11 protein-coding genes are annotated in these 15,940 nt (G+C 34.0%); 2 read left to right on the top strand and 9 right to left on the bottom strand.

What is annotated here, in order from left to right:
* The first annotated feature begins 42 nt into the window (after positions 1–42).
* Both ACPX19_RS07085 and ACPX19_RS07080 read left to right on the top strand, forming a co-directional pair.
* Positions 43–1,281 (top strand): 3-deoxy-D-manno-octulosonic acid transferase, encoded by a 1,239-nt coding sequence (locus ACPX19_RS07085; protein ID WP_426432363.1) that lies wholly within the window; start codon positions 43–45, stop codon positions 1,279–1,281.
* A 97-nt stretch (positions 1,282–1,378) separates the two neighbouring features.
* Positions 1,379–1,747, top strand: coding sequence for a hypothetical protein (locus ACPX19_RS07080; RefSeq protein WP_426432361.1), 369 nt, complete (start codon positions 1,379–1,381; stop codon positions 1,745–1,747).
* Positions 1,748–1,804: 57 nt separating this feature from the next.
* Here ACPX19_RS07080 and ACPX19_RS07075 read toward each other — a convergent pair whose 3' ends face one another.
* The 9 genes from ACPX19_RS07075 to ACPX19_RS07035 form a co-directional block, all read right to left on the bottom strand.
* Positions 1,805–2,803, bottom strand: a complete 999-nt coding sequence (locus ACPX19_RS07075) for a LacI family DNA-binding transcriptional regulator (protein WP_426432360.1) — start codon at positions 2,801–2,803, stop codon at positions 1,805–1,807.
* An 80-nt stretch (positions 2,804–2,883) separates the two neighbouring features.
* On the bottom strand, positions 2,884–4,179 hold the full coding sequence (locus ACPX19_RS07070) for a T9SS type A sorting domain-containing protein (RefSeq protein ID WP_426432358.1): 1,296 nt from the start codon (positions 4,177–4,179) through the stop codon (positions 2,884–2,886).
* A gap of 141 nt (positions 4,180–4,320) precedes the next feature.
* The gene (locus tag ACPX19_RS07065) at positions 4,321–5,964 is read right to left on the bottom strand and encodes a T9SS type A sorting domain-containing protein (protein WP_426432357.1); all 1,644 of its coding nucleotides are present in this window, start codon (positions 5,962–5,964) and stop codon (positions 4,321–4,323) included.
* Between the two features lie 279 nt (positions 5,965–6,243).
* Positions 6,244–7,137, bottom strand: coding sequence for a glycosyl hydrolase family 17 protein (locus ACPX19_RS07060; RefSeq protein WP_426432356.1), 894 nt, complete (start codon positions 7,135–7,137; stop codon positions 6,244–6,246).
* Between the two features lie 17 nt (positions 7,138–7,154).
* Positions 7,155–8,072 (bottom strand): glycosyl hydrolase family 17 protein, encoded by a 918-nt coding sequence (locus tag ACPX19_RS07055; RefSeq protein WP_426432355.1) that lies wholly within the window; start codon positions 8,070–8,072, stop codon positions 7,155–7,157.
* 24 nt (positions 8,073–8,096) lie between these two features.
* Positions 8,097–9,644, bottom strand: coding sequence for an MFS transporter (locus tag ACPX19_RS07050; protein WP_426432354.1), 1,548 nt, complete (start codon positions 9,642–9,644; stop codon positions 8,097–8,099).
* A gap of 6 nt (positions 9,645–9,650) precedes the next feature.
* On the bottom strand, positions 9,651–11,102 hold the full coding sequence (locus ACPX19_RS07045; protein ID WP_426432353.1) for a glycoside hydrolase family 30 protein: 1,452 nt from the start codon (positions 11,100–11,102) through the stop codon (positions 9,651–9,653).
* Positions 11,103–11,150: 48 nt separating this feature from the next.
* Positions 11,151–12,446, bottom strand: a complete 1,296-nt coding sequence (locus ACPX19_RS07040; RefSeq protein WP_426432351.1) for a glycosyl hydrolase family 17 protein — start codon at positions 12,444–12,446, stop codon at positions 11,151–11,153.
* A 12-nt stretch (positions 12,447–12,458) separates the two neighbouring features.
* Positions 12,459–15,908: a hypothetical protein gene (locus tag ACPX19_RS07035; RefSeq protein ID WP_426432440.1), complete on the bottom strand. Its 3,450-nt coding sequence runs from the start codon at positions 15,906–15,908 to the stop codon at positions 12,459–12,461.
* Positions 15,909–15,940: the final 32 nt, after the last annotated feature.

Below are 15,940 nucleotides of genomic sequence, written 5' to 3'. Positions count from 1 at the left end.
CAATTAATTGAAAGAAATGTATTTTAGCACAAATCTAAATTATTGAGACCACTCTATTCAATAGGAATCTATTTAGCAAGTTTTGCTATAAAACTTCTAGCTCTTTTTAATACTAAACTAAAGCAAGGAGTTGATGGCAGAAATGAAACTTTTAGAAGATTAGAAGCTGTTATAAATCCTAAAGACAAAACCTTTTGGTTTCACTGTGCCTCACTTGGTGAATATGAGCAAGGCCTACCTGTTTTTGAGAAGTTAGTAAAAAACCATCCTAACTATAAAGTAGTACTTTCTTTCTTTTCACCCTCTGGATTTGAGATAAGAAAAAACTCAAAAATTGCAGATATAGTTGTCTATTTACCTTTAGACACAAAAGCTAATGCAAAAAAGTTCTTGAATATTGTAAATCCCGATTATACAATATTTGTGAAATATGAAATTTGGCCAAACTTTTTATATGAACTAAAAAAGAGAAACCATAAAGCCATACTTATTTCGGCTATATTTAGAGAATCCCAAAGTTTTTTTAAGTGGTATGGAGAATTTATGAAGAAAGCCTTATTTGCTTTCAATCACATTTTTACTCAAAATGAAGATTCAAAAAAACTTCTAGAAAGCATCAATTATCATGATGTTTCCGTTTCTGGAGACACACGATTTGACCGTGTTAGCAATCAATTAAGAATAGACAACTCTATTGATTTTATAACTGACTTTAAAGGCGATAAACTTTGTATAGTTTTTGGTAGCACTTGGCCTGATGATGATAAGCTCTACTTGGATTATATTAATCAATTAGACTATGAGAATGTAAAAATTATCATTGCACCACATAATGTTAAATCGAGCTATATAGAATCTCTTAAATCCCAAATAAAAGCTAAAACCATTTGCTTTTCTGAATTATTTGATAAAAAAAATCTGTCAGAATTTAATGTTTTTATTTTAGATACAATTGGTTACCTAAGCAGAATATATAGTTATGCAGACATTGTTTATGTTGGCGGAGCAGCAGGCACAACTGGTTTGCATAATATTTTAGAACCAGCTGTATTTGGTATTCCTATCATTATTGGTAAAAATCATCATAAATTTCCGGAGGCTAAGACACTAATACAGTTGGGAGGAGTTACCTCTGTTTCATCATCAGCCAAATTCAATTCAAAATTAAGCTCTTTGATTATTGACTCATCTTTAAGGAAACATGAAGGATCGATCAACAAAGATTATATAGAGAAAAACAAAGGGGCTGTCATCCAAATATTAGAGTTTATACGTATATAATCTTGTTGCACGGTTAATAGGTACTGAAATTTTGTTAAAATTTCATATAAATTGTTAAATTAGTGCATTAACAACAATTAACACTAAAACTATCAAAATGAAAAAAGTTGTATTAAGTTTAGCCTTAGTTGCATTTTTAGGGTTATCATTAAACTCTTGTAGAGAAACTAAAGAAAAAACAGAAGACGCTGTTGAAAATGCAGCAGACAAAGCTGGTGAAGCTATGGATGATGTTAAAGATGCTGCTAATGATGCTGCAGATGACGTTAAAGATGCCGCCAACGACGCTATCGATGGTGCTGGTGATGCAATAAACGACGTCAAAGACGCAGCTAATGATGCTGTAGAAAGCGTTAAAGAGGGTGCAGAAAAAATGGCTAACGACGCTAAGGATGCAGCCAATGATGCTGTAGATAATGTAAAAGAAGCTGGTAAAGATGCCACAGATAAGATGAAAGGAAACTAAGAGTTTCTAGTCAGATAAAAATTAAAAGCCTGAATTTATCAGGCTTTTTTATTCTAGTTATTTAGTAGACTCACTTAGTTTAAGTTCGCTAGGCACCACAATTGTCTGTAGTTTATGATCATCTGATTGTAAATTATCAATTAGTAATTTCACAGACATCTCACCTATTTCATATGCCTTTTGATGTATGATTGAAATCTTTGGACTAGAAAGCAATTGAGTATGCTCATAACCAAATCCTATTACAGATAAATCCCCAGGAATCGTTTTCCCTGTTTTCTTAGTCATATTAATAGCTATAATGCCTGTAATATGATCTATGGATACAATAGCATCAATATTTGGGTTATTTTGAAGATAACTATATACATGCTCTTCTACATCATCAACTTTACTGAGCTTTAAAATATTGGATTTTAAGTTAGCATCCTCAATGGCTTTTTGATACCCCTTAATTCTTAGCTTACCAACACTTAATTCTTCAATATTACTTACTAATAAAATATGCTTTCTTTTTTCCTTCTTTATCAAATAGTCAGTAGCTTCATATACAGATTGAAAATCATCTACTACAACCTTATCACAAACTATTTCATTAACAACCCTATCAAACATTAATACTGGTATTTTATTATTAATAGCAGTATTTATATGTGTGGTTTGCTCTTCTACCTGGCTCTCTCTAGCTACAGCAATTATAAACCCATCCACACTTCCATTAGACAACAACTCTAAGCTACGTTTTTCTTTTATCAGAGACTCATCAGATAAGCATACTATAATATCATAATTGTGTTTTGTAGCACTCATCTCTATACCATGTAAAACCTCAGCAAAAAAAGGATTTGTTACCGTCGGCAAGATTACACCAATCGTTTTTGTTTTGTTACTTTTAAGCTGTTGCGCTATACGGTTTGGCTTATAATTGAGTTTATCTGCCAGCTCATTAACACGCCTTTTGGTATTCTCGCTAATCTCATGGCTATCGTTCAGTGCTTTTGAAACGGTAGATACCGAAATATTTAAGAGTTTTGCCAATTCTTTTAAAGTAGTCATAGTCATTTTTTTTAGTTACATAAAAAAGAGCGCATTGTAAAAATACGCTCTTTCTCCTAGCTATTAATCAATTTAGATTATTAATTTTTAACTAGCTTAACTGTTCTTGTTCCATTTAGGCCTTCAATTTTAGCTATATAAATACCATCTTTTAAACTTGATCCATCAATTGTAGCTTGATTTGAATTTGGTGTTACTCTAATAACTTGTTTTCCTAGAATATCGAAAACCAAAATTGTTTTAATAATTTGACTATTCGAATTGATATTCCAAATTGAACTTGTTGGGTTTGGGGATACACTAAAACGCTCAGTACTAAATTCGTTTATTGAAAGTATGTTTTGAGTCAAAAGAATATTATCCACATAAACAATACCGCTATTATCAACACTATCATTGAGCGGACTAAATTTCCATTGCCATAATGCCGTATCGGCAAAACCAATATTAGTGAAAAACGACATCGGAATTTGAACCTTAGTCCAAGCTTCGTTTACAATAGGTTCTTGAATACTGATTTGGTACTTATGCTCTGTTATTCCGCCATTATTACTGATTAATACAAAGTCAAAGCCAACAACTGTTGGTCCAGCCCAATAATCAAATGACACAAAATTATAAGAAGATACATCGTCAGGACCGCCTTCACCCTGTCCCCAACCAGCAACACCAAAATTAAATTTAAGAGCTTTGTTCTCAGTAGCTGAAGGATCTAAGTCTGGCTCACCTGCAAGAGAACCAAAGTCATAAGCAACTGGAAAATTAGTTGTAAAACCGGAATTATCGTTATAGATGCTATATACTTCTTCGTTTGGTACATTAGGCAGACTCGCTGGACCAGATGGTAATGGATCTGGAGGTATTACCGCTCCGTTTGGACCAGTTATATTGTCTATATAATAGGTTCCCGTTGCTGTATTACCAGGACCTGAATCTGCAAACAACACTAATATTGGATAGTCGTTTGCTAAACCAGTACCAAAATCTAAAGTTATGGTTTGCCATCCTGCGGCTGAAGTATTGAAGTAAAGTTCCGTTGCTACTGGTTGGTTTGATGCACCCTCTAGTTTAAGCAAATGGGTTCTATTGGTTGCATCTGGTGCCCAAAAATCTAAAGTCATGGTATTATTACTATTATTAGACAGGTCAATGTAGACACCCATGTTCATAGATGCTCCATCAAAGTCAACACCGTTACTTGTTAATTCTAATACTTGGTTTGAAGAATTAGTTGGATCTGTAACTACAGCTGCTGTAGCACCATTAAAAGCGCTCCAGTTATCATCTTCTGCAACTTCAAAATCTAAAGGCAGAGACTGACCAAAACTTAAAGCTGTCAAAATTAGTGTTAAACACAAAAAAGTAATTTTTTTCATAATTGTTGTTTGTTTGAAATAATATTTAATTTTTTTTCTAAGTTTTCAAAGTCATTGTTTTAAAAAATCATAAGCCTTTAGATAAAAAAAGAGCGCACTACAAGTACGCTCTTACTCCTTGCTATTAATCAAATATTGATATTAATTTTTAACGAGTTTAACCGTTTTAGTACCGTTTTCTCCTTCAATTTTTGCCATATAAACACCCGTTCTTAATGAAGAGCTATCTAAAATAACTTCATTAGAGTTTGGCATTAATGACAATACTTGCTTACCTAAGATATCGTAAACAGCTACATTGTTGATAATCCCTGAACCTACTAAATTCCAGTTTCCATTAGTTGGATTAGGGAATATTCTAAATTCTGATGCTACAAAATCTGATGTAGATAGTGTACCGCCATAGAAATATACATTACTAATGTAAACCTCTTTTGAAGCCAAACTACTTCCTAAATCCAAGGTATTAAATTGGATCAATGATAGATTAGATAAATCTACTGGAGATGCAGCACTGTCTATATCTCCAAAATCATTCAAATTGCCACCACCAGGGATTTGCAAGTCTATTGATACCCAAGTACCTGCTTGAGCAGCCGAAAACTCATATCTAGCAATATTTGCGCCGTTAGCACCAGGATCTGGATCTAATAAACGAATTCTTAAAATATCGTTATCTGCTAAGTTGTCACAATAAACATCAAGGTGTAAAAACCCTGCTGGGGTGATGTCTACAAATGCACTACCAGGGAAAAAGTTAAATTGAAAACCAGATCCACCAGTAATCATTCTTGCTTCTTGATTACCATCAGTATTTAAATCAAAATTAGTTAAAGTACCACCAAAAACATCCACTTGAGGCACAGTAACATTGGTGAACACATCACTAATAATTGAAATTGCAGAAACAGAAGGAGGTGTTGGTGCTGCTGGAGGTAATGCAGGCGCTTCTGTAAAATTAACTGTGTAAGTTTGCATGTCAACACCATTAGGTGCAGTAACATCTAAAGTAGCTGAACCTGGTACACCAGAGGCTTGTGTAACACTCACGTTTGAAGAACCGTTACCTGCTTGAGTGGCAACACCTGCAACTGTTGGTGCTGTTGTTGTTCCATTAGGTAATTCAACATTGTATGTTAGAGTGTTAGGAGAGAAACCTGACACGGTTGCTCCATCTAATGTCAAATCTGAAAGTGAGGCGTCTTCATTAGGATCTACAACAACACCTACTTGCTCAATATCATCAATATACCAAACACCACCATTACCTGCTCCTACAGTTGAACAACCTCCACCTTCACATGCTGGATCATAATTTGGTTGAATTACCAATACTGGATACTGTTCTGTTCCGGTTAGGCCTGGTTGTGTAGAAAAGTCAAAAGTTACTTCAACCCAAGTCATGGCTGTGCTAATTACGACATCTCTGTTGTATGTTGGTTCACCATTCAAACCGTTTTGTATTTGAAATCTTATACTCTGACCAGCAATTGGCGCCCAAACTTTCATCGTAAATTCAGTTCCATTTGCTAAGTTAATAAGTGCTGAACCAGGAGTTTCAAAGCCAAAACCTCCAAACCAATCAGCACTATCAGGTTTATTAACTTCTAATACTCGTGTAGAGGTGTTTATTCCAGATTGGTCAGGATTTACAATGTTGCCAAATCCCAAATTACCAAATTGAAATTGCGGTACAGTTGTGCCATCTTCAAAATCTACTGGTAAAGATTGGCCAAAAGCCAAAACTGAACATAGTAGAAAAAGTAAAAAAGTAGTTTTTTTCATAATCATTTATTCATTTTAGTTATTTATTAATTCAAAACAATTTTTAGAGTAAAATTGCTTATTTGATAAAATTATTGTTTTAAAATTACATATTCCTAAATTCTACCTTTACAAAAAACATACAACGAAATCGATTTAGTAAACTTAACTCATATAGCTCAAAACCCTTATTAATATTAGTATTTATAGGTTTTTAATTTATTTTATATTAACAAAAAATTGTTATCTGTAGTGGTAATGTTGTGTTACAACTTATGGTTTGAGCAATTTCTTTTTCTTTTAACCATACTTGAGACTTTCATTTTCATCCCAAATACCCCAAAAAGCTCCTACATCGCCTTCTCCACCAACTTTCCATGATTCGTCAAATGATGAGAAATAAAATATTTCAATATTTTCTTCTTTGGACCACTTTTGAGTGTTTATAAAATACTTAATCGCATTCTCTTTGGACGGAAAAGCTCCTTGTAAATTTGTTCCTTCGCTAGGCCAACCTGTTTCAGTAATAATAACTCTTTTGCCATTACCAGCTCGTAAAGCTTTTTGATACATATCCTTAATATACAAAAGTGAATAGTCAAAATCACACCCTTCCCAAAACGGGTAACAGTTAGCAAGAATTATGTCGCATGCTTCTGTAATATCAGGTCTTTCTTCAAATTCATAATATGCATCTACATAACCTACAGGAATTTGACTTTTTTGCAATGCACCCTTAACATAATAAATATGGTTGAGTAACTCTTCTTCAGTTAAGTCACCTCTATACATTACCTCATTACCTACTGCTGCAACATCGACATAACCTTCTTTTGCTAGTTGGACCAGACCTTCAACCTCTTTTTTATTTATATCTGAATCATTACCAAGCCATGCTCCAACAAGAGTTTTTATTCCCATTTCTTTTGCTACTTTAGGAATGAGCTCGTTTCCCTCAGTGCACGAAAAAGAGCGTATCCAGTTAGTATATGGTTTTATAATCTCTAAACGGCGACGTATCTGAGCTTCAGATAATTGGTCTCCAGGTTCTTGACCTTCTTCATAAGGGCTAACACATAGTCCATGCATACCTTCCTTTAAGGAGTTTGCAAACATCTTTTTTAAATCCTTAAGAGATTTTCCTTGATAATCAATGGATGCTAATGCAAAATATTTTTCCTCCCTAAAAGACATAAGTGTATAGCTGAATTTTAAAGATACTTAAGGTTTTCATGTTTATCCCAAAGTCCCCAATAAGCGCCAACCTCGCCTTCTGGTCCAACTTTCCAGGACTCGTCAAATGACGAAAAATAAAATATTGGTATTTCGTTTTCTTTAGTCCAGTTTATAGCATCTATAAAATATTTCATTGCTGCTGCTTCTCCGGCAATTGCACCTCTAAGACCACCTCCCTGACTTGGCCACCCAGTTTCGGTAATAATTATTGGTTTACCTTGCGCTGCATCTACAACTTGTCCAAACATAGCTTGCATATGACCTAGAGCATACTCTATAGGACAGCCTTCCCAATAGGGATAAAGATTTGCCAACACAACATCTGTGCTTTCAACTAATATAGGATGACGAGAAAATTCATAATAAGCATCTACATATCCTACAGGAATATTCATACCAGAAAGTGCTTCTTTAACACGGTTGATATAATCTACCAATTCTTCTAAGCTAAGGTCGTTTCTATAAAGTACCTCATTACCAACAGCTGCTACATCGACACAACCTTCTTTTGCTAATTGAATTAAACCTTCTATTTCTTGTTCGTTGTCATCTTTATCATCGCCTAGCCACGCACCAACAAGTGTTTTTAAACCATGTTTTTTTGATAAACGAGCTACATGCTCGTTACCTTCAATACAAGAGAAAGAACGAATCCATTTTGTATAGGGCTTTAAAATTTTTATACGACGCTCAACTTGATCTTCTGTAATAGTATCACCAGGTCTCTGACCATCTTCATACATACTAAAACAGATGCCGTGCATGCCTTGTTGTAAAGTTTTTCTCCATAACGCTTTTAAGTCTGTTATAGAATGTTTTGAAAGGTCAATACCTTGTGTTATAGTTTGCCTATAACCTGTAGTCTTAAAGTATGATTCTTCTCTATATGACATTTTATATTCTTATTAATAAATTACTTATAACTCACCTCTGCGCTCTACCAACTCCCTCTTTATTTCTCTGGCTCGCTCTTCATTAAGACTATACTTCCACATTACCCAAATAGCTAAGGCTGCAGTAGCTGATGGCACTAAAATATCAGCTATTCTTAAATTATTCATCGTTTCGAGAGATTGCTCAGTTACATTTGGATCAAAACCTACAATACTCAATATAACCCCTCCTAAAACAAGAGCAATTGATTGCCCTATTTTTACCATTAGCCAATATATCGCCCCAAAAGTTCCTTCTTTTCTAGGCATTCCATTTTCCAACTCATCCAAATCACATACATCTGCAGTCATACTCATCATAAGTGTAAACAAACCTCCCATACCAAATGCAAATAAAGGTATAGGCATGAAAATTAACCAAGGTATTTCACTTCCTGGTTCAATACTAAACCAAGACATACCTATACTCTCTAAAGTTGGATTTATTGATTCAAACAAAGAACTAACACCTGAATTTAAACTCTTTCCTAATCCTGTTTGAGCGAATTGACTATTTAACTCTTTATCAAATCCCCACCATTTGCCTATATAACCAATAATTGATAGAACAGTTGAAATAATAAATGCATTTTTCTTGCCCCATTTATTTGCCATCCTAGAGATAATTGGTATTACAATAAATGCAGTAATCATAGCATTTATTGTATTGAACCAAGCAGGCCATGTACCTGCTAATTCATAGCTACCATTGTACATATAAAATACAATTATGAATACTCCGAAGGCTGCAACCAATTGAAATCCATTAAATACTAAAAATGTTGCACCACAAAGTTTCATAAAAGGCTTATTTTTTGATACTTGAACAATACCAGCAAAAAGCTCCTTCATATTAGAGGCTAATGTTTTGAAATTGATTTGCTTTCTATTTTCCATATGAGAAGAATCAATCCCCTTACAAAACATGGCTGGCAATATCCCAAAAACCACACACATAACACCAACAATAAGTGCCATTGTCCTCACTCCTTCTGTTTGTGTATTAAAAGTATCAGTATCTGGAATTATCACATACAACCAAGGCACAATCATCCACGCAATTTGTCCCATTGTATTAGAAAAAGCCATTAATCTTGTTCGTTCGTTATAGTCTGATGTCATTTCGTAACCTAAACCAACTAGTGGAGTTGCAAACATGGTATTCCCAATAAGAAACAATAATTGTAATATCATAACATGCCAGATGATATAACTTTGCGAAGCATTATCATCGAGTTGCCACATTAAAAAGAATAAAATTCCACTAATAATTGCTCCTATAAAAATATATGGCCTTCTTCGCCCCCATCTAGATGTTGTATTGTCAGATATAAAACCCATTATAGGATCAGTAATTGAATCAAATATCCTTGGCAAACCACCTAAGAGACCAGCCCATAGCGGGTCAACACCCCAAGCAGTGAGCAAGAAAAACTGTATAAAAACTCCTAGTGTTCCTGGTAAAATATTTAATATGAAATGACCAGATCCAAATGCTGCTTTTTGACCAATAGGTACCTTAGTAGAACTCATATTTTCTTATTTAGTTGGTATTAGTATTGTTTGAATAGCTTGTCCGCTAATATTAAATTTTGCTCTTTTTTCATTGAGCCACAAATTGAATTGTTTCGCTGTTTTACCTTCATTAAAGATTACAACTGCTATAGATCCATCAGGGTTTTTTGCTGCAGTAACCATTAAATCAGAATCTGTATTGTCTATACCCAAAACTTCAGCACCTGGTCTTATATATTTACTAAAATGAGTCATAATATAGAATAGTGGAGTAAAATACACCTCATCGCTGTTTTCATCAACAATTACTGGAGCAATACACCAATTCTTAAACCAATTTGGACCACCTTGTTTGTTTAAGACCATATTCCAGTCTACCCAGCCATCTACCCAATTATTGAGGCAACCTATAATATCTCTTGCATACCGATTAGCTGGTGCATACTTAGGATGTAGGTATTTTTCTTCTTCCTTTGCCCAATCCCAGCCCCAATCTGTAGCTTCCTTTTTCCAGTACCATGCATCGTCTTTCCAAACAGGAACTTGCGCATCAATACAGCCTTCAGTTTCTATAAGATATTTATCAGGTGCTTTTTTATGTGCATACTGAAGATCTTCTGGAAAGACCTCGTAAGTACTCTCATACCAATGTATGGCAGTTCCGTCGTAATATTTTGAAGATTCCTCAGTAGCATACATGACATCTACCCACTCCTTTAACCCTGCTCTATTTTGATCGTAACCTAGAATAATTTTATCACCATATCCATCAGCTTCCAGTTTTGGACCTAAGTGATGTTGGACAAAGTCGGTCATCTCTTCTGGGGTAAAATGCATACTTTCCCAATTATTACCATTACCGTGTGGTTCGTTTTCAACCGTAAAACCCCAAAGCTCAATACCTTGTTCTTTATAGGCTTTAATATATTTTGAAAAAAATAACGCCCAAGTTGGATAATATTCTGGAAGCAATTTACCTCCTACCCATTCTTTATTATCTTTCATCCAAGGTGGTGCTGTCCATGGTGAAGCAAACAATTTAAATCCGTCTTTTGAAATAGCTTGAGCATCTTTAATCATTGGAATTAAATCGTCCATATCTTCCTTAACAGAAAAGTCTTTTAACTCTTTGTCTTCTGTAGGTGTATAAGAATAATGGTCTAGTGAAAAATCACAAGAGTTCATATGTGTTCTACACAATGAATAGTTTGCTCCTTCTTCACTGAAATACGCCTTTAGAATAAGATCTCTGTTTTTTTGACTTAATTTATTGAGTAAGTATGCTGAAGATTCTGTAAATGCACCACCAAATCCTGTAATAGTTTGAAACTTTTGGTCTGGTAATATTCTTATAACTGGCAATGAATCAATTTCCTCGTCTACTGCTAAGGGTGTTATTTGTGTTAATTGATTTCCACTTGCAGAAGTTTCAAAAACTTCAACTTCCAGTTCTTCTGGTTGGTTATTACAACTCATAGTTGATATTAAAAGACAATATATACTGATTTTTAATACTTTCATTTTTTATCGATTTGCCATAATCTCTTTTTCTGAAGGTGGTACCAAGACTTCTTTTAAAAGTTCTTTTTTGTTACCATTAAATGTTTTAGTAATAGTATTACCGTTTCTTGTTAATCCATCAAAAGTGCCTTTATCTACCAAATCCCATATTGGATACTTAGCCTTACCATCTATAGTAAACAATCCAAAATGGTTTTCTGAACCATTAGGGTTATGAGCATCTTTCCATTGCTCATTGAATGCTTCAAAATAAAAGCAAGAAATATTAGCTCTATTAGTCCACCGTCTCATTAATTTGTAATACAATCCTTGCTTATATTCGTCTGTGGCTCTAGACCCGTTTGGTCCATAATGCCCTGTTGAAGTCGTTGCCCAGCCTGTTTCTCCTATGTGAACAGGTTTATTGACTCCAAGGCTTTTTATATAATTGGTAACACTATCGTACTGTTTTTGGGCAAACTTTATAGCACGCTCCATTGCCATTTCGATTTTAGTTGTATCTGGCATATTAGCATGTGCTTCTGGTACTCCCCAAAATTCTGGGTTATAATGGGTATTGTGATAAGGATAGGTATGCATGGAGATAAAATCTACAGACTTAATTAACTCGTTTAAATCCTCTACATGGTATCTACTCTCACCACCTCCCCAAGATGCAAAATCATCTGAACTCGTAATCCAAAGATCTTTAGGTAATTTTTCTTGTTTTTTTAGATCTTGAAGATGTTTTACCCACTTTAAGATAACGTCTGGCTGTACGTAATAAGATGTTGCCCATTTTACCATTGCCTCATTACCTACAGCAATGATTTTAACTATATCTGGGTATTGATTAGCTAAAGCAACCGCTCTTTTAATCTCTCCAGCATTTTTTGGACTTTCTACATCATGGTTAGGCTCCTTATCCGTCCACGCATTAAGACAATCTATCCAAGCGCCAAGCATGACGTACATCTCAAAATTTTCATCTTCGGTTTTTAATTCTGAAATAGCTTTTAAAACATTGGAGGCGTGAGGAAGTTTTGGTTGAACATTATACGTCCTAAGCAACTTAACACCCATTGCAGACAGAATCTTTAAATCTTCTTTTAATTCTGCTATTGTAGGCTGACTATCTCTAGTCTTTCCCCTATATCCACCATAAGAAATAGCCAAATAATCTGGATTTCCTAATATATCTTTTGCTGTCACTTCTTTTTTAATTTGGGTTAAGGACTCTTCTTCTTTCTTCTTTTCACTTTTACAAGACATCATGACTACAATAGATAGAAAGCATGCTATTATTTTTCCGATTTTCATGATTCTTGCTTTTTACTTTAAGTAATCTTCTTTAATGTGAACTGTGATATGCTTTATATCTCCGGTACGATTAAATACACTTTCACTGACTTCTTCATCTAAGTGCATCTGATTGAAGACTTTTTCTGAACCATCTTTAAACAAGACAGTTGTCTTATAATCCTTAGCAATTGTGTAAACTATTGGCACTTGACAAAAAGTAAATACTAATTGCCCTTCATCAATTTTAATAGTGGACTCCTCACCTTCAACATTTACATAATTGAAAGTTTGTGTTTTGTTTAAAAACTCATCTTTTCTAAGCATGCATGGGTTAAAGACTAGTAGTCCATCTTTTATAAAAGCACCTAGCTCACCAAAACGACTAAGAATATCCTCTTTTACTTGCCCTGTCATTCCTGGTTGTTGAGCACCTTTTCCTGCAGGTGTGTGCGAATATGGGTCTGTTGGGAATGCACCATATAACTCTGGAGACTTGTGTACACCTATGCCTTCATTAATTTCATAATAGTGCTCTAGAAGTCTACCTACTACTTCTGGTGATTCGTCTTCTTTTATAGCTTTTTGACAAACTTCCATCACTGCCAATTGCAATTTTGAAACCATATGCCAATATATAGAACCTAAACCTTCATAACCATAAAAAGTACCTGAACGACCTGTAAAAGCTTTATGATTAAAAACATCTTCGAAGATTTGAAGTACTTTAGACTTATCTGTTTTAACCAATTCCTTATAATCTGAATCATTAAGGTTTTCTATAGCTTGCTCTAAATCATTTGCATTTTTGAAATTGCCGTTAAAATGATAATCTCCATTACTATCTTTTTTAATGATTTGTGTGTTACCATCCGACACTAGAGTTTGTAATAATGTAGAATCATCAACGGCACTGGAAGGAATGGTGTTTCTATCCATGAATCCTTTGAGATTTTTAAACGGATATAAAACATAGCTGTATTGATCTTCTCTAAAAAGTTTGCTCTGCTTTAATCCATCTAAAACAGCTAGATTTTCTCTAGAGCTTAAATAACCTGAACTTAACACTGCTACTTGACCTTCTAACATTTCGTCTAAATAAGAGATTGAAACAGAGCTATTTTCATTGACGGTCATTAAATTATAAGCATGATAAAGATTATCGTTTCTTCTGTTTGCCTCAATAGAATGTTCAAGATGTTTATTTGCAGATTTTGTAAACTGTAATACTTCGCTCAAAGTTAAGATTGTTTTATCACCAGAGAACGAATTATTATAAACGTACTCCCTATAATTCCCCCCTGCCTCTCCAAGTATATCCAATACCTGTTTTCTTGTGACATTATCTATTGCTCCATTTAAAATTGCTTCATCCTTTTCGAATACAGATTTGACTGCATTAAAAAACTCGGCGATTTCAGATGAGACTTCAATCGTATCTACGGATGCGCTTTCAAAAACACCTTCAAAGAATTTTAGAAAACGTCTGAGGTAATAAAGTGTCACCATAGAAACCCCATTACCAACCAAGGCGTTGTTGGCATCGTTCCATTCTGGTCTTTGGGTATTCATCCATATACCACCTTCTGGAATAAAGTTTGAGAGTTTAGCTAAGGTTGTTGCCAAAATCTTTTCCATAAAATTGGCTCTAACAATAGTGCCATTTTTATATTGTAGCAATGCACCATCTGCACCAATTTTTTCTCTTTTTGTTCTAATTTCCTTATCAGAATCTTCATCAAATTCTATAGTATCTTTAGGATTTTTTAAAATGTCATTGTATCCTTTAATTCTATATGGTACATTGGCGTAAACAAAAATATCTTGGGAGAATAAGCTCTCTAATCTTCCTGGATTATAGTTTTCAATAAATTCTAGGAATTTTAACAAATAAATGATTTGATGGTCTCCCCAATATCCAATGTAAGACCAAGGATCATCAGGCTCGATTATTTCCCAATCAAAGCCATCTTTTGTTACTCTGTAAGGATTATAACCATCAAAAGTTGTAGCATTTAAGAACTTGTGAATCATGTTCTCTATAAACTCTGGGTAAGAACAAGCTAAAGCTTCCCAGTTTTGAAAAATATCTCTCCAGTTACCCTCGTAGTCTAAAATTTTTGAACCATCTACCTCACTTCTTGTATTGATTGAAAACTTATTCCAAGGTCTACTAGGATCACCATGTCTTCTGCTAAACTTAAGTGGTAAATATTCTAACGCTAGTCTCTTAAAATCTTTGTCTTCATTCCAATTTGCAAATTTTCTTAGCGTCTGTAAAGAAAAAGTTTCTGGTAAGTCCTGTAATAATTTTTCACAGTTACGGCATACGTCTTTATTTGCCTTTTTTAAATAATTTTTAAAATCCCATTTTTCAATAGTATAGCCATCATCAAAAATACCACCTCGCATTATGTTGAAAAGTGTATTAGAAAAATGTCTAGTGTCTCTATAATTGTCAGATGTTAATTGTAACCCATCAGATGAGGCGTTGAGTTTTATCAATTTTTTAGTACCAAGCTTTATATTAGCTTCAACCTTACCTAAAAGTTGATTATCTGTTTCTATTTGCTTAGATATGGCAATAATATCTGAGACATCTTGGTTAACATTAGCTACAATCATCCAATCTTTAGATGCTTCTGAAGCTAACTGTAATTTAGTATTAATGAAATAAGCTCCTTTTTCTGCTTTAACATCTATTTCTTGCTCAACCTTGCCAAAATTCCTAAATGTATCTAACTGTAGAGAAGACAACAGATAAGTAGGATTATCTATACCTAGAGACCATGCTATATTGGCTTTCAATGCTTCGCTGGGCTCTGCCTTATCTACAATTATAGCACTTAAAGCAAATATTCCTACACCAGTATCTTTAACTAATTCTGTTCTTTTATAGGCATCTACCAGATTGCTACTTGCGTTTTGAAGTGCACTGCTAACGCCAAAGGGCATTACATTTTGAATACCGTCAACAAATTCTATTTCAACCGATTGTTCAGAATTATTTACTAAAGTTGATTTTTTAACAAAACCATACTTATTGCTAGAACACCATTCATATCTAAAAGTTAAATTAAGATCAAGATTTTCTTCTTCAAAAATTAAGGCATTACCATATATGCTTTTATAGATGTTACAATTGGTGTTGTAATTATCTTGGAATCTAATTGAGAAAGGTTCCCAAATATATTTTTCTCCTTTTTTAGTAACCTGAAATATGGATTTTGATCCGGTAATTTCTGCTGACTCAGTAATTTTATCATCTGAATAGTATGGAAATAATGCATATTCAGCATTTTTTCTTCCAGCTGTTAAACCACCATTACTTGATATGAACATCCAATGGTTAGAGTCACTTACAATACTCATAAAGAAAGGACGCATTTGGTCGCTGTTAGATATCTTAAAATATTGCTTTCCGTTAATACTTACTGGTTCTAATTTTACGGCTTTATCTTGTGTTGTTTTCTTTTCCAAAATCTTAATGATTCGAATTTTTAATATAAATAGAT

The organism is Winogradskyella sp. HB-48 (assembly GCF_049942685.1).
Lineage (GTDB): Bacteria > Bacteroidota > Bacteroidia > Flavobacteriales > Flavobacteriaceae > Winogradskyella.
The sequence above is the reverse complement of the archived record's forward strand: the minus strand, read 5'-3'. Positions and strand labels throughout refer to the sequence as shown.

Excerpts from the sequence above, each read along its gene's own strand:
- ACPX19_RS07080 (WP_426432361.1), top strand. The coding sequence starts at position 1,379 with ATGAAAAAAGTTGTATTAAGTTTAGCCTTAGTTGCATTTTTAGGGTTA.
- ACPX19_RS07075 (WP_426432360.1), bottom strand. The coding sequence starts at position 2,803 with ATGACTACTTTAAAAGAATTGGCAAAACTCTTAAATATTTCGGTATCT.
- ACPX19_RS07070 (WP_426432358.1), bottom strand. The coding sequence starts at position 4,179 with ATGAAAAAAATTACTTTTTTGTGTTTAACACTAATTTTGACAGCTTTA.
- ACPX19_RS07065 (WP_426432357.1), bottom strand. The coding sequence starts at position 5,964 with ATGAAAAAAACTACTTTTTTACTTTTTCTACTATGTTCAGTTTTGGCT.
- ACPX19_RS07060 (WP_426432356.1), bottom strand. The coding sequence starts at position 7,137 with ATGTCTTTTAGGGAGGAAAAATATTTTGCATTAGCATCCATTGATTAT.
- ACPX19_RS07055 (WP_426432355.1), bottom strand. The coding sequence starts at position 8,072 with ATGTCATATAGAGAAGAATCATACTTTAAGACTACAGGTTATAGGCAA.
- ACPX19_RS07050 (WP_426432354.1), bottom strand. The coding sequence starts at position 9,644 with ATGAGTTCTACTAAGGTACCTATTGGTCAAAAAGCAGCATTTGGATCT.
- ACPX19_RS07045 (WP_426432353.1), bottom strand. The coding sequence starts at position 11,102 with ATGAGTTGTAATAACCAACCAGAAGAACTGGAAGTTGAAGTTTTTGAA.
- ACPX19_RS07040 (WP_426432351.1), bottom strand. The coding sequence starts at position 12,446 with ATGAAAATCGGAAAAATAATAGCATGCTTTCTATCTATTGTAGTCATG.